This window comes from Micromonospora sp. NPDC002411 (assembly GCF_053592955.1).
Genome location: NZ_JBSFBM010000128.1, coordinates 1 through 17,528, shown reverse-complemented (window position 1 = coordinate 17,528; position 17,528 = coordinate 1). Strand labels below are relative to the sequence as shown.

10 protein-coding genes are annotated in these 17,528 nt (G+C 70.1%); 7 read left to right on the top strand and 3 right to left on the bottom strand.

The window, feature by feature from the left end:
* On the top strand, window positions 1-2,086 hold a 2,086-nt coding region (locus ACWCO3_RS16975), incomplete at its 5' end, for a ThuA domain-containing protein (protein ID WP_450010797.1).
* Between the two features lie 181 nt (window positions 2,087-2,267).
* Here the strand turns inward: ACWCO3_RS16975 and ACWCO3_RS16970 are convergent.
* Window positions 2,268-4,742, bottom strand: a complete 2,475-nt coding sequence (locus tag ACWCO3_RS16970; RefSeq protein ID WP_450010795.1) for a M14 family metallopeptidase — start codon at window positions 4,740-4,742, stop codon at window positions 2,268-2,270.
* A 245-nt stretch (window positions 4,743-4,987) separates the two neighbouring features.
* Here ACWCO3_RS16970 and ACWCO3_RS16965 point away from each other — a divergent pair, with 245 nt between their 5' ends.
* Entirely contained in the window at window positions 4,988-8,821 is a 3,834-nt protein-coding gene (locus ACWCO3_RS16965; protein ID WP_450010793.1) for an nSTAND1 domain-containing NTPase, read from the top strand.
* Between the two features lie 138 nt (window positions 8,822-8,959).
* Window positions 8,960-9,403 carry a peptidoglycan-binding domain-containing protein gene (locus tag ACWCO3_RS16960; RefSeq protein WP_145780188.1) on the top strand — a complete coding sequence of 148 codons (444 nt, stop codon included), beginning with the start codon at window positions 8,960-8,962 and terminating at the stop codon, window positions 9,401-9,403.
* 687 nt (window positions 9,404-10,090) lie between these two features.
* Here ACWCO3_RS16960 and ACWCO3_RS16955 read toward each other — a convergent pair.
* Window positions 10,091-11,281, bottom strand: a complete 1,191-nt coding sequence (locus ACWCO3_RS16955; RefSeq protein ID WP_145780187.1) for an RNA polymerase sigma factor — start codon at window positions 11,279-11,281, stop codon at window positions 10,091-10,093.
* Between the two features lie 117 nt (window positions 11,282-11,398).
* Between ACWCO3_RS16955 and ACWCO3_RS16950 the strand changes: the two genes are divergently transcribed.
* Window positions 11,399-11,950, top strand: a complete 552-nt coding sequence (locus tag ACWCO3_RS16950; RefSeq protein WP_450010791.1) for a hypothetical protein — start codon at window positions 11,399-11,401, stop codon at window positions 11,948-11,950.
* A 47-nt stretch (window positions 11,951-11,997) separates the two neighbouring features.
* Window positions 11,998-13,218 (top strand): MFS transporter, encoded by a 1,221-nt coding sequence (locus ACWCO3_RS16945; RefSeq protein WP_450010799.1) that lies wholly within the window; start codon window positions 11,998-12,000, stop codon window positions 13,216-13,218.
* Between the two features lie 28 nt (window positions 13,219-13,246).
* Here ACWCO3_RS16945 and ACWCO3_RS16940 read toward each other — a convergent pair whose 3' ends face one another.
* On the bottom strand, window positions 13,247-14,908 hold the full coding sequence (locus ACWCO3_RS16940) for a carboxylesterase/lipase family protein (protein WP_450010789.1): 1,662 nt from the start codon (window positions 14,906-14,908) through the stop codon (window positions 13,247-13,249).
* A 250-nt stretch (window positions 14,909-15,158) separates the two neighbouring features.
* Here ACWCO3_RS16940 and ACWCO3_RS16935 point away from each other — a divergent pair, with 250 nt between their 5' ends.
* Both ACWCO3_RS16935 and ACWCO3_RS16930 read left to right on the top strand, forming a co-directional pair.
* Complete coding sequence (locus ACWCO3_RS16935) at window positions 15,159-16,820, top strand: tannase/feruloyl esterase family alpha/beta hydrolase (protein ID WP_450010787.1); 1,662 nt, start codon at window positions 15,159-15,161, stop codon at window positions 16,818-16,820.
* 156 nt (window positions 16,821-16,976) lie between these two features.
* A partial coding sequence (locus ACWCO3_RS16930; protein ID WP_450010785.1) for an ABC transporter ATP-binding protein occupies window positions 16,977-17,528 on the top strand: 552 nt, incomplete at its 3' end.

Below are 17,528 nucleotides of genomic sequence, written 5' to 3'. Positions count from 1 at the left end.
CGCCGGGCTCACCGTCGCCGCGGGTGCGGCGACGGCCCCGGCCCCGGCCGAGGCCGCACCCCTGACCAAGGTCCTGGTCTTCTCCAAGACCGCCGGCTTCCGGCACTCGTCCATCCCGAACGGCGTCGCCGCCATCCAGCAGCTCGGCACGGCGAACGGTTTCACCGTCACCGCCACCGAGGACGCGGCCACCTTCACCACCGCCAACCTCGCCCAGTACCAGGCGGTGGTCTTTCTCAGCACCACCGGTGACGTGCTCAACGCCGGCCAGCAGAGCGCGTTCGAGGCGTACATCGCCGCCGGTGGTGGCTTCGTCGGGGTGCACGCCGCCGCCGACACCGAGTACGACTGGCAGTGGTACGGCGGCCTGGTCGGGGCGTACTTCGCCTCGCACCCGGCGACCCAGCAGGCGACCGTCCGGGCCGAGGACCGGGCCAACGCCTCCACGGCGCACCTGCCGTCGACCTGGACCCGCACCGACGAGTGGTACAACTACCGCGCCAACCCCCGCTCGGCGGTCAAGGTGCTGGCCAGCCTCGACGAGTCGTCGTACAGCGGCGGGTCGATGGGTGGCGACCACCCGATCACGTGGTGCCGCAGCTACGGCGGCGGGCGCTCCTGGTACACCGGGCTCGGTCACACCGAGCAGAGCTACAGCGACCCGACCTTCACCCGCATGCTGCTCGGCGGCATCCAGGTCGCGGCCGGCGCCGTTGCTGCCGACTGCCGGCCGGAGCCCGGCTACACCCCGCTGTTCGACGGCACCCAGGCCAGCCTCGCGCAGTGGCGGCAGGCCGGACCGGGCGGCTTCACGCTGACCGACGGCACCCTCACCTCGTACGGCGGCATGGGGTTGCTCTGGTATCCGGTGCGGACCTTCGGCAACTACTCACTCAAGGTCGACTGGATGATGCCGGGCGACGACAACGGGGGCGTCTTCATCGGGTTCCCCGACCCGCAGGGCGACCCGTGGGGCCCGGTCGACGCCGGTCACGAGATCCAGATCGACGCCACCGACGGCGACCCGTCGCGTACCACCGGCAGCGTCTACAGCCTTCAGGCACCGAACCAGGCGGCCCGTGCGGCGGCGCTCAACCCACCCGGTTCCTGGAACACCTACGAGATCGGCGTGCACGGTCAGCGGGTGGAGATCTGGCTCAACGGGGTCAAGATCAACGACTACGTCAGCAGCCGGGCCATCGCCAACGGCTACATCGGGTTGCAGAACGACGGCGCCGGGATGGACATCAACTACCGCAACGTACGGATCAGGACGGACGGCCCGAGCGAGCCGCCCGCCACCGACCTGGCCCGAGGCCGCCCGGTCACCGCGTCCAGCGTCGAGCCGGGCAGCGCGCACGTCGCGGCCAACGCCGTTGACGGCAACACGGCCACCCGCTGGGGCAGCGCGTACGCCGACCCGCAGTCGATCACCGTCGACCTCGGGGCGACCTACGCGGTCAACCGCGTCCGGCTGGCCTGGGAGACGGCCCACGCACGGGCGTACCAGGTCCAGGTGTCCCCGGACAACGTCACCTGGTCGACGGTCCACACCACGACCGCGGGAGACGGCGGCGTCGACGACCTCACGGTCACCGGCACCGGGCGCTACCTGCGGGTGTACGGCACCCAGCGAGCGACCCAGTGGGGCTATTCGCTGTGGGACCTCAACGTCTACGGCAGCGCCACCGGTGGCACAGTGCTCTCCCGGGGCCGTCCGGTCACCGCGTCCAGCGTCGAGCCGGGCAGCGCGCATGTCGCGGCCAACGCCGTGGACGGCAACACGGCCACCCGCTGGGGCAGCGCGTACGCCGACCCGCAGTGGATAGCTGTGGACCTCGGCGCGTCCCGCACCCTGAACCGGGTCAGGCTGACCTGGGAGGCGGCGTACGCACGGGCGTACCAGGTCCAGGTCTCCCCGGACAACGCCACCTGGTCGACGGTCCACACCACAACCACCGGCGACGGTGGTGTGGACGACATCGCCATCTCGGCCACCGGTCGTTACCTGCGCGTCCAGGGCACCCAACGGGCCCTGCCCGCGTACGGCTACTCGCTGTGGGAGTTGGAGGTCCACGGCAACTGAGCCGGCGCTCCTGACCCCTGCCTCGCACACCGAGGCACCGATCCCCCCTCCGGTCCGCCGTCGAACCGTCCCCCTCCGGTGACGGCGGACCACCACCGGGCAGCCGGTGCGGCCGGCGTCCCCCGGCCGCACCGGCTGCCGCCCGGACCGCACTGGCGGGGCGACGACCAGTGGAAGAACGCTACCTGTTGACGATCTTGATCGTCGCCGTCCGGTAGTTGTTGCGCCTGTCGCTCTTCGTCGGGTCGTAGTTCCTCTCGATGTTGCCGGCGCTGTCGACCGAGAACCAGCGGAACGTCGTCGTCTCGGTCACGTGGAACACCTGCCCCGGCTCACGGAACTCGGTAGCCGCGTAGCGGGGTGACTCGAGGGTGGGTCGGCTGCCGTCCGTCGTGTAGTAGACGGTGGCCGGCTCGCTGGTCTCGAAGCGCACGTCGACGGGCTTGGAGTAGCGCCCCGCGCCGGGGACGAGCTGGGACGTCGGGTCCTTCTTGTCCTTCCCCCAGTCCGCCGCGACCCGGAACATCTCCATGATCCCGTTGGCGTACTCCATCGTCTCGGCGTGGCCACTGACCAGGTCGGGATTGCCCACCCACTCCGGTTGGAACGAACCACCCTGCCAGTCGCCGGTGGCCGGGTTGTAGACGGAGCCGCCGACCTCCCAGCCGAACGCGTAGATGCCGTAGGTGTGGTACAGGTCCTCGCGGACGTTGCCCGCCGAGGAGTAGAGGACGTCGGACGAGCCGCCGACGTTCTCCGGCGTGACGACGGTCTCCCGGTGTGCCTTGACCTGCGACAGGATCCGGGCGGCCGACTGCCAGTAGAACGCCTCGTCACCCAGCGGAGGACGTGGCGTGGTGATGCGGCCGTCCGCGATGTACGCGCCGGGTTGCCAGAAGAGCTGACCGCCGTTGGAGTGCACCGACATCATGAACTTGATGTTCGGGTACTTTTCGACCAGCCAGATGATGTTCTTCGACTCGGGCTCGGACAGCTCGGCCGGCCCCTGGTAGGTGTCGCTGACGCAACTGGTCGACGCCCCGGCGTAACCGTCGTGGCCCGACCCGACCCGGTAGTTCCGGTTCAGGTCGACGCCCCAGGAGTTGCGTCGACCCGGGTCGGCGTTCGCGTCCGGGCAGTGGTTGGTCATGTTCCGGCGCTGGGAGGCGAAGTTGTAGAAGCTGTAGTTCGCGCCGTCCGGGTTGTTGGACAGGATGAAGAAGACGTCCGTGTTCTCGACGATCTTCTTCGTCTCCCGGTCGGACCGGTAGTTGTGCACCAGCCGCTCGGCGGACTCCAGGCTGGTCGTCGCCGGCACCCACTCACGGGCGTGGTCCTGCGCCTGGATCAACACGCCGGGCTTCTTGCCGTCGCGGTGCTTGCCGATGCGCAGGACCGGGATCGTGACCGGGCCCCGCGGCACCTCGCCCGCCGGTGCGCCGACGCGCTTCTGGTCGAGGAAGTCGGTGAGCGCGACCGGACCCGCGGTTGGCGCGACGATGCCGGTGCCCTCGTTGGCCCGGTACGGGTGCGCCCGGTCGATGAGACCCTGGGAGCGGGTCCGCAGCGCCTCGGCCACCTCGGTGGCCGTACTCGCCGGCACGCCGGCGGCATCCTTCGCGAGCAGGACGCGGACGGCCTTGCCCGCCACCTCCACCGCGAGCGGGAGGTTCGCGCCGGGCCGGTCGACAAAGTCCACAGTGATGTCGTTGCCCCCCTCGTGGCCCCACGCCGCCGAGGTGACGACGACCGCCGCCTGTCCTGTGCCGCCGATCTGGGCCTGCGCCTTGCGCTGGTACCCGTTGGTCTGGTTCGGCAGGTAGACGATCTCGGCGATGTCCGGGTACTGGCGGGCGATCTCCTTGGCGCGGCTGTAGAGCTGCTGCGGGTGCCGGTAGCCGTCCACAAAGTCCGACTTGTAGGACGGGTTCGCCGTCAGCGGCGGCGGAGCGTCCTCCAGCCAATCTGAGACGGCGCCGGTGGCGACGCCGCCGGTGGAACTCGTCACCCGGATCTTGTCGGGACGGGTGTCGAGCTTGAACAGGTTCCGGTGGAACATGTACTGCCCGGAGTCGACGAAACGGCTCATCGTCCGGGAGAAGCCGAACGGGGAGCCCTTGCCCGAGTCGTTCTCGAGCTGCATGCCGACGATCGGCTCCGCCTGCTGCCCCTCGGTGGTCCGGGCCTCGACGTAGAGGAAGCCCTGGCCCTTCGTCGTGAACCAGTCGGCGCGGACGACGCGTACCGTCGCCTCGTGGCTCGACGGCTGGACCGCCCGGGCGCCGGCGGCCCCGAAGCCGCCGTCGGCCTCGTCGGCCCAGGCGAAGCCCGCGTCGTCGGCGAGCACCTCGACGCCCATCCCCTTCAAGGCGGTGAGCTGCTCGGCGGTCACCACCGCCTCACCCTCGATGCCGGTCGGCACGCGTCGCAGACCGTGCTCCAGGTCGAAGCCGGCGGCGGTCACCGTGTCCAGCATGTCCGCGCCGGTCAGTCTGATGTGCACGAGACGTACCGCGTCGCGATCGTCGATATGGGACTGACCGACGGTGGCCGACGGACCGGTGGGATCCGCGCCCGCGGGCCCGGTCGCCACGAGCATGCTTCCCACCAGGGCTGGCAGTGCGAGAAGCGCGATGCGCTGTCGTGTGCGCCGCATTCCCCCTCCTTCTGCTTGGACGGTGATCGGGGTGCTGGCCGGACTCGGCGCGCGTCGCCACCGGTAGGACAGCCATGCCGCGTGAGCGGGCTGGGTCCGGTGAGCGTATGTGCGATCACGGCCGCAGCGACGTACGCCGATCGAATTTGAGCATTCCTTGAGGAGTGCCGGCGGGCCCCAGCCGGGGGTCACGGATCGACAGCCGCATACTCCTTCTGATCCGAGCCGGCGCGCACCCGGTTCCGGTGATCGCCACGGTCGCGCGGCTGTTCGTGCGGCCCAGGATGCGGAGGTGGGTGTTGGGCCGTCCGGAGAAGCCGGTGGACCCGGAGGCAGGCCCGGTACAGCGGTTGGCGTGGCAGTTGCGGCAGTTGCGGGAGCAGGCCGGCAACCCGAGTTACCGATTGCTGGCCCGGCGTGCGCACTTCTCGGCGAGCACGTTGGCGGACGCGGCGAAGGGTGACCGGTTGCCGTCACTGGAGGTGACGCTCGCGTACGCCCAGGCGTGTGGCGGCGACCTGGCCGAGTGGCGGGCACGGTGGTCAGCCACCGCCGCGACGACGTTCACCCCCGACACCGCCACGACCGCCGTGGAGCGGTGCCCGTATCAGGGGTTGACGGCCTTCCAACCCGAGCAGGCGGAGATGTTCTTCGGCCGCACCGAACTGGTCGACCGACTGCTGACACAGGTCGATCGGCGGCACCTCACCGCCGTCGTCGGGGCGTCCGGAACCGGAAAGTCATCGTTGCTGCGGGCAGGTCTGCTGGGAGCCGTCGCCGCCGACCGCGGGCTCGCGCAGCGGTGGCGGACGATGTTGCTGACGCCCACCGAACGCCCGCTCGTGGCATTGGCCGCCGAGGTCGCGAAGCTGACCGGCCAGGACGCGGATCAGTTCCGGAGAGACCTGACCACGGATGTCACCGCGCTCGACATCGCGGTGCGTAACACCTTGGCTGGCGGCCCGCCGCAAGCCAAGGCGCTGCTCGTCGTGGACCAGTTCGAGGAGGTGTTCACCCTCTGCCAGGACAAGGCGGAACGGCGCCTGTTCATCGAAGCGCTACTGGACGCCGCGCACGGGCCGGACCGCCGCACCACAGTGGTGCTCGGCGTACGCGCCGACTTCCTCGCCCACCTCATGCAGCATCCGGACCTGACCGACGCGCTGCACGACGAGGCGTACCTGTTGGTGCGGCCGGTGACAGCCGCCGACCTTCGGGAGATCATCCTCCGGCCCGCCGCCCTGGTCGGCATGAGCGTCGAGCCCGATCTGCTCAGCACGGTGCTCGCTGACACCGCCGAAGAGCCGGGCGCGTTGCCCCTCGTGTCCCACGCGCTCCTCGAAACGTGGCATCGGCGAAGGGGGGCCGCCCTCACCCTGTCGGCCTACCACGCGAGCGGCGGTGTGCGCGGAGCGATCGCCCAGACTGCCGAGCGGATCTACGGCGACTTCGCGACGGCCGAGCAACAGGCCTCTCGCCGAATCTTCCTGCGGCTCGCCGCGTTGGGCGACGGCACCGAGGACACTCGGCGGCCAATCATGCGTACCGAACTCGACGGCATCGCCGACGAGACCGTCACCTCCCGAGTCCTGGACCAGTTGGCCGAAGCCCGACTGGTGGTCATGGGTGACGGAACGGTAGAGGTGGCCCACGAGGCGCTCATCCGGGCCTGGCCACGGCTACACCGATGGCTGACCGACGACCGCGCGACCCTGCTCACCCACCGGCGACTCACCGAAGCCGCACACACATGGGCCGCGATCGACCACGACGCCGGGGCGCTGTACCGAGGAACCCAACTCCTGGCCGCGCGGGCCTTTGCCGAGGACCATCCAGAGGAGCTGAACCAGCTCGAAAGTGCCTTCCTGCGGGCCAGTTCGGCCCTCGTCGAGTCCGAACAGAACAGCGCACGACGACAGGCCCGCCTGTTCAAGCGTCTCGTCGCGGGCATGTCCGCACTGCTCGTGCTCGCCCTGCTGGGCGGCGGCATCGCGGTACGACAGCGCCAGGACGCCCGCCGGCAGCAGGTAACCGCCCTGTCCAGTGAGTTGTCACTGCAAGCCCGATCCCTGCTCGCCACCGATCCGGATCTGGCCGGCCTGCTGGCCGTCGAGGCCGACGAGCGAAGCTCGACCACCGAAACCCGGGGCAGTGTGCTGAGCGCGGCCTCCGCGCCCCGCCGCACCGAACTCAACGTCGGCGGCCCATCCATCTACACCGTCGCCTTCAGCCCGGACCATTCCCTCCTGGCCTCGGCGGCCGGCGACGGCACGATCGGACTGTGGGACACCGCACGCGGCGATCGAATCGCCACCCTGTCGGGCCACGCCGGCCGCGCCGAGGACGTGGCCTTCGCGGACGACGGGAAGCTGCTCGCCTCCATCGGGATCGACGGCGCCGTCGGGTCCATCATCGTCTGGGACGTGCCGACCCGCCGGCAGAAGACCCGGTTGACCGAGAACGGCGTCGGGTCGAGCATGGCCTTCAGCCCCGACGGCACCAAGCTCGCCGTCGGTCTCGCAGGCGGGCCGGGCGCCGACGCGAACGCCGGCAGGGCCGGCGACATCGCCCTGTACGACCTGCGGGCCGGAACTCGCACCCTGCTTCGCGAACACCGGAGCACTGTCAGTTCGCTCACGTTCAGCCACGACAGCAAGCTCCTCGTCTCCACCAACGGGGTGGAGCACCCGGCCGCCTGGCGGGTGGACACCGGCACCGTGTACGCCAGACTGCCCGCCGAGCACGTGTTCTCCGTTGCCTTCAGCCCTTCCGGGTATGTCCTCGCGGGATCCGCCGACGACCGGGGGGTGTACCTGTGGGATCTCGCCGGCGTCCAGCCGGTAGGCCTCCCGTCGTTGCCACTCTCCGGCCGCTACGCGTGGACGATCTCCGCGCCCGCCGACGGGAAGCTCGCCGTGGCCGACGAGAACGGTGCGATCACCATCTGGGATCTGCACCGCCGTGAGTCCGTGCAGACCTATCAGCACCGAGGTCGCACCGAAACGGTCTCCGTCGCACTGAGCCAGGACGGGGCGATGCTCGCCTCCGCCGGCTTCAACGGAACCATCGTGCTCCACAATCGCGCCGACACTCCGTTCAGCGGGTTCGTGGCACAGGTGAAGGACGTGAAGGTCAGCCCGGACGGACGCAGCGTCGCCTCGGCCGGTGGTGACGGCACCGTCCGGCTCTGGGACACCGACGGCAGACCGGTGGCGGTCCTCGGTGGGCATCCCGACGAGGTGCAGGCCGTCGCATTCAGCCCGGACGGGCTACGGCTGGCCTCGGTGACCCGGAACAACATCGTCACGATCTGGGATCTCCCGCGCCGACAACACGCCCTGCCACCGATCAGGTCCAAGGGGATCGGCGCCTCGACCGACGTCGCCGTCGATCCTGCTGGCCGGCTGGTCGCAGCCGCCACGCTGGGGCCCTACATCTGGGATCTCGGCGACATCGCGAGGCCGACCGAGATAACGGCCAGGTTCCGGTCCCAGATCGTCACCTCGCTGGCCTTCGCCCCGGACGGCCGCCGCCTCCTGGGAGCCAGCGTGGGTGGGTACGTCAACACGTGGGACATCACCACGGGCAAGCTCCTCAGCCGGGTCAACAGCCGGCAGGGCACGGTGCAGGACATCGCGGTCAGCCCCGACGGCACGCTGTTCGCGACCGCCGGTGACAGCCGCACCATCAAGCTCTGGGACGCCACGACCGGGAGTGAACTCGCAGTTCTCCAGGGCCACACCGCGCCCATCCAGGTCCTTGCGTTCAGTCGGGACGGCCACCGGATCGCGTCCGCTGGCGACGACAGAACCATCAGCGTCTGGGACACCGGCACCCGGCACCACGTCGCCACCCTCACCGGCCACAGCGCGAGAATTCGCGGGCTCGCCTTCACGGCGGACGGAGACCTCATCTCCGGCGCCGAGGACGGGAGGATCGTCCGCTGGTCGTTCGACCTCCATGCCGCCAAGGCCCAGATCTGCGCTGCGGCCGGACGCGAGCTGAGCCGACAGGAGTGGGCGGCGTACGTCCCCTCCGAGCCGTACAAGCCGTCCTGCGGGGCGCCACCCAGTCGCTGACGATTGTTCGACGTTGATTGTCCGGTGCCACCGGAGCTGTCGGACAACCTCGCCCCACCCCAGCCTCACACCAGGGCTCATGTCCTGCGACGGGGTGTTCAGCGAGAACACCTGGCAATCGAGGTGAAGGACCAAAGCATGAAACGACTGACCGCACTGCTCACGTTGCTCGCGGCCATGATCGCCGGCGCGCTCGTCTCCGCCAGCCCCGCCCACGCTCGCAGCCAACCCGAGTGCGAGTCCTACACGTACGTCAGCAACCAGGCGGGCTACCAGGTCGCCGCACCGATCGGCCAGTACGGCGCCCTGCCGTGCTCCCTGCTCTGGGGCGACGGCGGGCCGGGCACGTTGGCCCTCCAGTGGGCTCTGAACGACTGCTACCTCGCGCCCGCCGGCAAGGCACTACTCAACCAGGACGGGTCATTCGGCCAATTGACCTACAACGCGCTGAAGTTCGCCCAGACCAAGGCGGGCATCAGCTCGGACGGCCAGTTCGGGCCGACGTCACGCGCCACCCTGAAGTTCCCCTCCCTGGCGGGCGGCACCAACACCTGCGCCCGCCTCGGCCGTCCGCTGCCGTAACGGGCGACCGGCCGGAACGCCCATCGGCCACACGGGGGCCAGTGGTCGTACCGGCTGACCGAGCTGTCAGAACCACTACGTCGGCGGTGGCGGCACACCCGCTGTCACCGCCGACGATCCTCGTGCGGCGGGGCTGAGGCGTTCGAGCGGCAGTGGGCCGAGCCGCCCCCGGTTGTCTTCGTCGTCCAGGTCGCTCAGGGCTCCTGACCGCCCTCCCGCTCCGGCGGGACACCGCTCACCCACGTGGGGGACGTGCCGCAGCCCGAAGACCGCGATGGTGGGCCCTGTGACCAGAAGCGCCAGTGCAGGTTGGCGACCGGACCGGGGATCAGCCCGGCTGCCGTACGGCGCCGCGGCGTGGATGGTGGCGTACGCCGCCGTCCAGGCCGTGTGGGCGAGCCGCGGTGCGCCACGATTCACCGAACCGGGTGAGTCGTTCCTTCCGGAGGGGTGGTTTCCGGTGGCGGTCTCCGTGCTCGCGGCGGCGACCGTCCTGCTCGTCGGATCGGGGTCCGAGCGTCGTCGACGAACCGCTCTTCGATGGCTGGTGGCAGCGCTACGGACTCACCGAGGACCAGTCGGCGGCCCTTAACGCCCCAGCCAAAATCGCCTCAGTACTCGACGGCCGCTGAGGACACAGGGGGTCCGCGCTCCCGCGAGACGACCCCCGGAAGGTGCGGGTGGCCGTCAGCTTGCGGGTGCGAGCTCGGCGCGGCGCGTCCGCAGGTGGGCACGTTCGGTCTCGTTGGTGACCAGCGCCAGGGCCTCGTCGTAGGCGGCACGGGCTTCGGCGTCGCGGCCAAGCCGGGTCAGCAGTTCGGCGCGGGTGGCGGGCAGCCGGTGGTAGCCCGGAAGGTGCACCTCCTCCAGCGCGTCCAGGGCCACCGCCGGCCCGTACACCTCGGCGACGGCGACCACCCGGTTGAGCGCGACGACCGGGGTCGGTGTGAGCGCGAGAAGCTGGTCGTACAGTGCCAGCACCTGCCGCCAGTCGGTGGTGGCGCCGTCGGTGTGCACCGCGCTGATCGCGGCCTGGATCTGGTACGGCCCGGGTCGGTTGAGCCGCAGGCATCGGCGGACCAGGTCGTGGCCCTCGGCAACGAGCGTCCGGTCCCACAGTGACCGGTCCTGGTCCGCCAGCAGCACCAGTTCGCCGGTCGGGCCGAGCCGAGCCGCACGCCGCGCCTCGGTGAGCAGCAGCAGTGCGAGCAGGCCCAGGACCTCCGGCTCGTCGGGCATCAGCGCGGCCAGTTCGCGGGCGAGCCGGATCGCCTCGGTGCACAGGTCAGGCCTGATCAGTGCGCTGGCGGTGGACGTGTAGCCCTCGTTGAACATCAGATAGAGCACCGTGAGCACGGGTGGCAGCCGGGCCGGCAACTCGTGTTCGGCAGGCACCCGGTAGGGGATGGCGGCGTCGCGGATCTTCCTCTTGGCGCGCACGATCCGCTGCGCGACTGTCGCTTCCTGAATCAGGTACGCCCGGGCGATCTCCGGCACGTCGAGACCGCCGAGAAGGCGGAGCGTGAGAGCGGTGCGCGCGTCGGGGGCGAGCGCCGGGTGGCAGCAGGTGAAGATGAGCCGCAACTGGTCGTCCTTCACCGGCCCCACCTCCCGGGGCTCGTCCTGTTGACTCAGCAGCAGCGCCTGCGCGTGCCGGTCCGCACGGGTCGACTCCCGACGAAGCCTGTCGACGGCCCGGTTGCGTGCGGTGGTCACGATCCAGGCGCCGGGGTTCGGCGGTGTGACCTGCCACTTCTGGAGCGCGGTGGCGAAGGCGTCCTGCACTGCCTCCTCGGCGAGGTCGATGTCACCGAGCACGCGGGCCAGGGTGGCGACACAACGCCCGTACTCCGCGCGGTAGATGTCTTCCAGATCCATGTCGTCGCCCGCCTCCTCTCCAGGCTGATCCTCTCGCAGAGGGCAGACGGTGTGCGGCGTGAGGGCGCACGGCTCGCCGGGTTTCGGCGGCTGCCACTTCCGGGTAGCGGACGGGTCATGAACCGCGATCTCGTGAAGGGCCTACAGGCTGCCTGGGAGTTGCCGGAGTTCCGCAGCGGGATACGCGAGCTCGTCGACCTCGACGAGGTGGCGGTGCTGCTGGCCGCGCTGTCCGATCCGGACCACGACCGCGAGATCGAGCGCGGCCTGTTGGGCCTGCTGCGGTCCGGTCTCGACACGACCGAGATCCGGGAGGCGGTGCTGCTGCTGCTCGAACAGGACGACGTGCGCCGGCCACTCGTCGCCGCGATGGCGGAACCCCTCGCGGACCGACCGGGTCAGGCTGCCGCCATCGCATCGGCGGCCGAGGATCCGGTGGTACGGCGCGAGCTGCGGGCGGTGCTGGACAGCGCGAGAGCGCGCCAGCTGATCTGGCAGGCTGTCGACAACCAGGTGAACGACAACCGCGTCGGCGTGATCCACCGGGCGGCGGTGTTGTTCGTGCGGCACCGCAGCGTCCGGCGCCTCGTGTGGGCTCTGCGCCGGCACGGTGTCTTGCGCGAACTACGCCGCCGGGCGGACGATCCTTCTCCGAGCGGCGGAGGCTGAGCGCGGGGTGGGCCCTCGATCACGGTGACCAGGAACGGGGGGTGTCCATGGCACCGGAGGTGTCGCTCCGCCGGGCGAGAGCCGTGCTCGTCGCGCTGTCGCTCGGCGCGTTCGCGTTCATCACCACCGAGCTGCTGCCCGTCGGCCTGTTGACGCACATCGCCCCTGATCTCGACCGATCCCGCTCGCAGGTGGGACTGCTGGTCAGCGGGTACGCCATCGTGGTCGTGCTGGCCTCCGTGCCGTTGGCTCGGCTGACCCGGCGGATTCCTCGGCGTCACCTGCTCGGCGTCACGATGCTCCTGTTCGCCGTCGGGAACGCCACCGCCGCGCTCGCGCCGACGTACGCCGTACTCGCCGGCTCCCGTCTCGTGACCGCCCTCGCACAGGCGTTGTTCTGGTCCGTCGCCACGGCGACGGTGACCGGGCACTTTCCCGTCGCGGTGCGCGGCCGGGTGGTGGCGCTGTTCGCCGCCGGGGCGACACTCGCTCCGGTGCTCGGCGTACCCCTCGGCACCTGGCTCGGGCAGCAGGCCGGGTGGCGGGTGTCGTTCGCGGCGCTGGCCGGGGTGGGTCTGGCCACCGCCGCGGCGGTGTTCGTCCTCCTCCCCTCCTATCCCCCGGCCGCCGGCGGCGCCGCGCGGGGCACGGCACCGGACGGCCGACGCTTCCTCCTGTTGCTGGTCGCGACGGCGCTCGGCATCGGCGGCTTCATGACCCTGCAGACGTACGTCACACCGTTCCTGCTCGACGTGAGCCGCTTCGCCGACTCGATGCTGGCGCCGCTGCTGTTCGTCTCCGGCGCCGCCGGCGTCGTCGGCACCCTGGCAGCGTCACGAACCCTGGACCGCTGGCCGATGGTCTCCCTGCTGACGCCGCTGAGCATCGGCACCGCCTCGCTGTTCGGTCTGTACGCGCTCGGCGCGCTCCAACCGGGCGCGGCAGCTCTCCTGGCCGGGATCGGCCTCGGCTACGCGGCGTTCGGCTCGGCCGTGCAGAACCGGATGCTGCACCTCGCCCCGGGTAGCACCGACATGGCGTCGGCCGGCGTCAGTACCGCGTTCAACGCCGGCATCTGCGGCGGTTCGCTGCTCGGCGGTGCCCTCCTGTCCGCCTCAGGAGCACGCCCGCTGGCGCTCGTCGGCGGGTCGTTGACGCTGGTCGCCCTCGCGCTGCTCGCCGTCGACACGCGGCGGGGCCACGCCGGGGCAGCGCCGGCGACCGCACGACCCCACACCAGCGCAGCTGCGCAGCACGCCCGCTCCTGACGTCTGTCCACGCGAAACCCCGCCGCCGCTACTCCCCTGGTCTGTCGGTCGTCGACCCAAGGTGGACGTGCCGGTCGTCCGCATCCAGGACCAGGCTCGTCGGCCACTGCTCCCAGGTACGACCGAGTCCCCGGTGCTGCGGAGACCCCTCGTGGACGAAGTTCCGGATGCTGCCGATCATCAGGTCCGACAACCTCAGTCGTCCGGGCTGGTTCTGCTCGCTGAAGGCGTACGAGAACACGGTGCGCCCGAAGGTGCCGAACACGAAGGGCAGATCGATAGCGTGTACGGCGCCGTACACCTGGTCGAACGGGGCGGGCTCCTGGTTCCAGTCGAACCGGTAGTGATAGAGCGATCGGTTCCCGCTGCGGGCCAGCGCGTTCAGGGAATCCCGGTTGATGCCCGTGAAGACGGCGTCGGTCAGCGCCCTGGCTGCGTCGTTCCAGCCCTGGGGCTTGTCCACCGGAAGGTAGTCGTCAGTCAGTAGGTCCGAAGGAGTCAGGTCGCCCGGGTTGTCGGGATCGAACAGGTACTGCGTCGTGAACCGGTCGTAGTCGCTCGGCTTGTGTGCTCCGATGGCACTGCCGAACAACTTCCCTTCCTCAAGGGTGTTCCCGGCCAGTACGGGCACGTCGCGACCGACGCCGGACCCGAGCACGGCGTACGGGTCCGCGGGGATCACCGTGCCGTCGGCGATGACCGCCGGCGTCGCGTCGAGTTGGTGCCGGACGAGCAACCGCACGAGGTCGTCGGCGGGGAGCGACCGGAGCAGGTCGATGCCGGTTCTGCCCGAGGAGGGGAGTTCGCTCTCCGCGGCCCGCACGACGCGGTCGGCATATGCCCTCGCGACGGCGACACTTCGGGTGCTCAGGCCACCGCTGAGCGGGATCGCCTTGTCGACCATCGCACGTGCCAGCGGGGAGACGAGCAGCGACCAGACGTTCACCGCGCCCGCCGACTGCCCCATGACGGTGATGTTGTCGGAGTCGCCACCGAAGGTGCGGGCGTTCTGGTCGACGAAACGGAGCGCGTTGACCAGGTCGAGAGTGCCGAAGTTGCCGGACGCCGACAGCGGGTCGTCGTTTCCCGAGCCTTCGGTGCTCAGCCAGCCGAAGATTCCCGTCCGGTAGTTCGCGGTGACGACGACGGCCTGGGCACGCCTGGCCAGCTCCCGACCGTCGTACATCGGATCCGCCGAATACCCGACGACGTTGCTGCCGCCGTGGATGAAGAACACGACGGGCAGGTTGCGCTTCGTCGTCGACGGCCGGAAGACGTTGAGCGTCAGGCAGTCCTCGGCACCGACGGGCTGCTGCAACCCGTCGCGTACGGCGAGGTCGTAGAAGGGTCCGTTCGGGGATGGGCTGAAGAAGCGGCCAGGTTGCGTGCACGCCGACCCGTACTGCTGGGTGTGTCGTGTCGCCACCCACTGCCGATGGGGCTTCGGGGGCCGCCAGCGGAGAGCCCCGACCGGCGGCTCGGCGTACGGGATCCCCAGCCACGAGTACGTCCCGCTGGAGCGGCCCTCGTCGCGTCCGACGATCGGACCCAGGGTGGTGTGGACGCGGGTCGGGTTCTTTCCGGGCTGGACCGGGTGGGCGGATGTACTGGTGGCCGGCGTCGTGGTCAGGATCGCGACCGCGAGGACGATGCCGACGACCGGGCGGAGAGCAGTTCGGACAGCAGGCATCGGCACGGCCTCCCCGATTCGAGCGTGGCACGCGGTGCCGACATGTCGTCCCATCAATGCCATCGCGTGCCATCACTGTTACACGCGTAATTCAACCGACGCAAGGCCTGCCGCTGCTGGTCATCGGTCCACACCGGACGCACGCACGGTTCGACCCTTGCGGGCCAATGTGACCCATGGCACAGTGTTGGCACTCAGTGCCGCATCTGGACGGCCAGGCGGCACAGCGTGCTTAGGCAGGAGATCCGCTATGAAGCGAGCGCTCCGAGTTCATGGAAGATCGAGACGACTCCCTGCCGGGCTGGTGCTTGTCACCACGTTGGTGGGCGCGACGGCAGTCCTCGGGCCCGCGCCCGCCACCGCCGGGGCGGGCATCACCCCGCGATGCGCGGAGTTGGCGGGCAAGGACATCCCGGCGTCGGCGATCAGCCTGCCGACCAGGGGCGGCCACGTCGGGTCGGCGAGCCTGGTGACCCAGACCGTCAGCGGCGAGACCGTCGAGTACTGCAGCGTCGGTGCCTCGCTCTTCCCGGTCGACCCCGCCGCGCCGGACATCAGGCTGCAACTCGCCATGCCGCGCGACTGGAACCGCAACGCGATGATGTTCGGCGGCGGTGGATACAACGGGACGATTCCCAGCGTCGCGCAGAACATGCCATTCGGGCGTCCCGACCAGCAGGCCCCGCTGGCTCGCGGCTACGCGACGTTCGCGAGTGACTCCGGCCATCAGGCGGGTCCCGCAGGGTCCCTGGACGGGTCCTTCGGCATGAACGACGAGGCGCTGCGCAATTTCGCCGCCGGCGACGCGCTCAAGAAGACCCACGACGCCGCCAGGTACCTCATCCGTGGTGGCTACGGTGCAGCACCCGGTCGGACGTACTTCGCGGGCGGCTCGACAGGTGGCCGTGAAGCCCTCGTGGTCGCCCAGCGCTGGCCGGATACCTTCGACGGCGTCATCTCCGCCTACCCGGCCTGGAACAACACTGCGGAAATCCTGCATCTCGGATACCTGGCGCAGGTGATGTCCCGTCCCGGCGCGTTCCCCGGACCCGACAAGCAGACCCTTCTCTACGACAGCGTCATGGCGGCCTGCGACGGGCGGGACGGTCTCCAGGACCAGACAATCTCGAACCTCGACGGCTGCGACTTCGACCCCCGAGCACTCCGCTGCCCCGGGGGCATCGACACCGGCCCGACCTGCCTCTCCGACGCGCAGCTCACCTCGGTGATCGCGGCTTCCACGCCGTTCGTGTGGCCGTACCGGATCGCCAGCGGTGAGCGGCACTACCCCGGCTTCCCCCTCCTCTCCGGCGCGGACATGCGGACGCCAGTCCTCGGATTCGGCACCTCCGCGCCCGCCAACCCCATGCCGGTGACGAGCGGATACGGGGTCCAGTACTGGGACCAGTGGGTGAAGTACTTCCTGACAAGGGACCCGGACCACAACTCCCTCGACGTCGACCCTCGGCGACCAGGAAAGTGGCTCCCCCGGATCAGCTACCTGTCGACCATCCAGGATCGCAACAACTCGGATCTCCGTCCCTTCGCGCGATCCGGCGGAAAACTGCTCCTCCTGCACGGCGCCGCGGACGAGTTGGTCTCGCACCGCTCGACGAACGACTACTACCGGCGGGTGCTCGACACGGTAGGGCCCCGACAGACATCAGAGTTCATGCGGTACTACCTCGTACCGGGCGCGAATCACGCCAACGTCGGCGCACCCGCCTTCGCTGCCAACTGGGACTCGCTCTCCGCTCTGGAGCGGTGGGTCGAGAAGGGACAGCCGCCCGTCAAGCCGGTGGCTGTGGATGGTAGGAACGGCCGGACGCGACCGCTCTGCGAGTACCCGGGCTGGCCGAGGTACCGCTCGGGTGACCCCGACAGCGCGCAGAGCTTCGTCTGTGTGCGCTGACGCCCTCCGTCGACGCGCTACCTGAGTCGCCTGTGACCGAGAAGGGACTGACATGTCTCGACCGCCAGCGCCGCGCAACGCCGGAGGGAGTGCCGCCGAGTGGGCGACAGACCCGAACTTCTCCGCTCCCCCGAAGGTCGCCTGGAAGGAAGCCGTGTGACGACGAACGGTCGGGTGGCACTGCGTACGCAGGCCCTGACGAAGGTGTTCCGCGGCTTCCGCGCGGTCGACTCGGTGGACCTGGTGGTCCGCGAAGGCGGCGTACACGCGCTGGTGGGTCCCAACGGGGCGGGCAAGACCACCCTGTTCAACCTCCTGACCGGCTTCGTGTCCCCGACGTCCGGGGCGATCACGGTGTTCGACGAGGACGTCACAGGTCAACAGCCCGAGCAGGTCGCTCGCCGGGGAGTGGCCAGGTCCTTCCAGATCACCAGCCTCTTCGAGACCCTGACCAGCCGTGAACACGTGGAGCTCGCCCTCCAGGGGCTCACCCGCCAGGGGTTCCGGTTCTGGCGGTCGGAGAAGCTCCTCGGCGGCAACCGCGCCCGGGTGGACGAACTGCTCACGCAGGTGGGGCTGATGGCGTTGGCGGACAGGCCGGTCGGCCTGCTCGCCTACGGGCAGAAGCGCGCGCTGGAACTGGCACTGGTGCTGGCACTGGACCCACGGGTGATGCTCCTCGACGAACCGACGGCCGGGATGGGGATC

Excerpts from the sequence above, each read along its gene's own strand:
- ACWCO3_RS16945 (WP_450010799.1), top strand. The coding sequence starts at position 11,998 with ATGGCACCGGAGGTGTCGCTCCGCCGGGCGAGAGCCGTGCTCGTCGCG.
- ACWCO3_RS16950 (WP_450010791.1), top strand. The coding sequence starts at position 11,399 with ATGAACCGCGATCTCGTGAAGGGCCTACAGGCTGCCTGGGAGTTGCCG.
- ACWCO3_RS16955 (WP_145780187.1), bottom strand. The coding sequence starts at position 11,281 with ATGGATCTGGAAGACATCTACCGCGCGGAGTACGGGCGTTGTGTCGCC.
- ACWCO3_RS16935 (WP_450010787.1), top strand. The coding sequence starts at position 15,159 with ATGAAGCGAGCGCTCCGAGTTCATGGAAGATCGAGACGACTCCCTGCC.
- ACWCO3_RS16960 (WP_145780188.1), top strand. The coding sequence starts at position 8,960 with ATGAAACGACTGACCGCACTGCTCACGTTGCTCGCGGCCATGATCGCC.
- ACWCO3_RS16970 (WP_450010795.1), bottom strand. The coding sequence starts at position 4,742 with ATGCGGCGCACACGACAGCGCATCGCGCTTCTCGCACTGCCAGCCCTG.
- ACWCO3_RS16940 (WP_450010789.1), bottom strand. The coding sequence starts at position 14,908 with ATGCCTGCTGTCCGAACTGCTCTCCGCCCGGTCGTCGGCATCGTCCTC.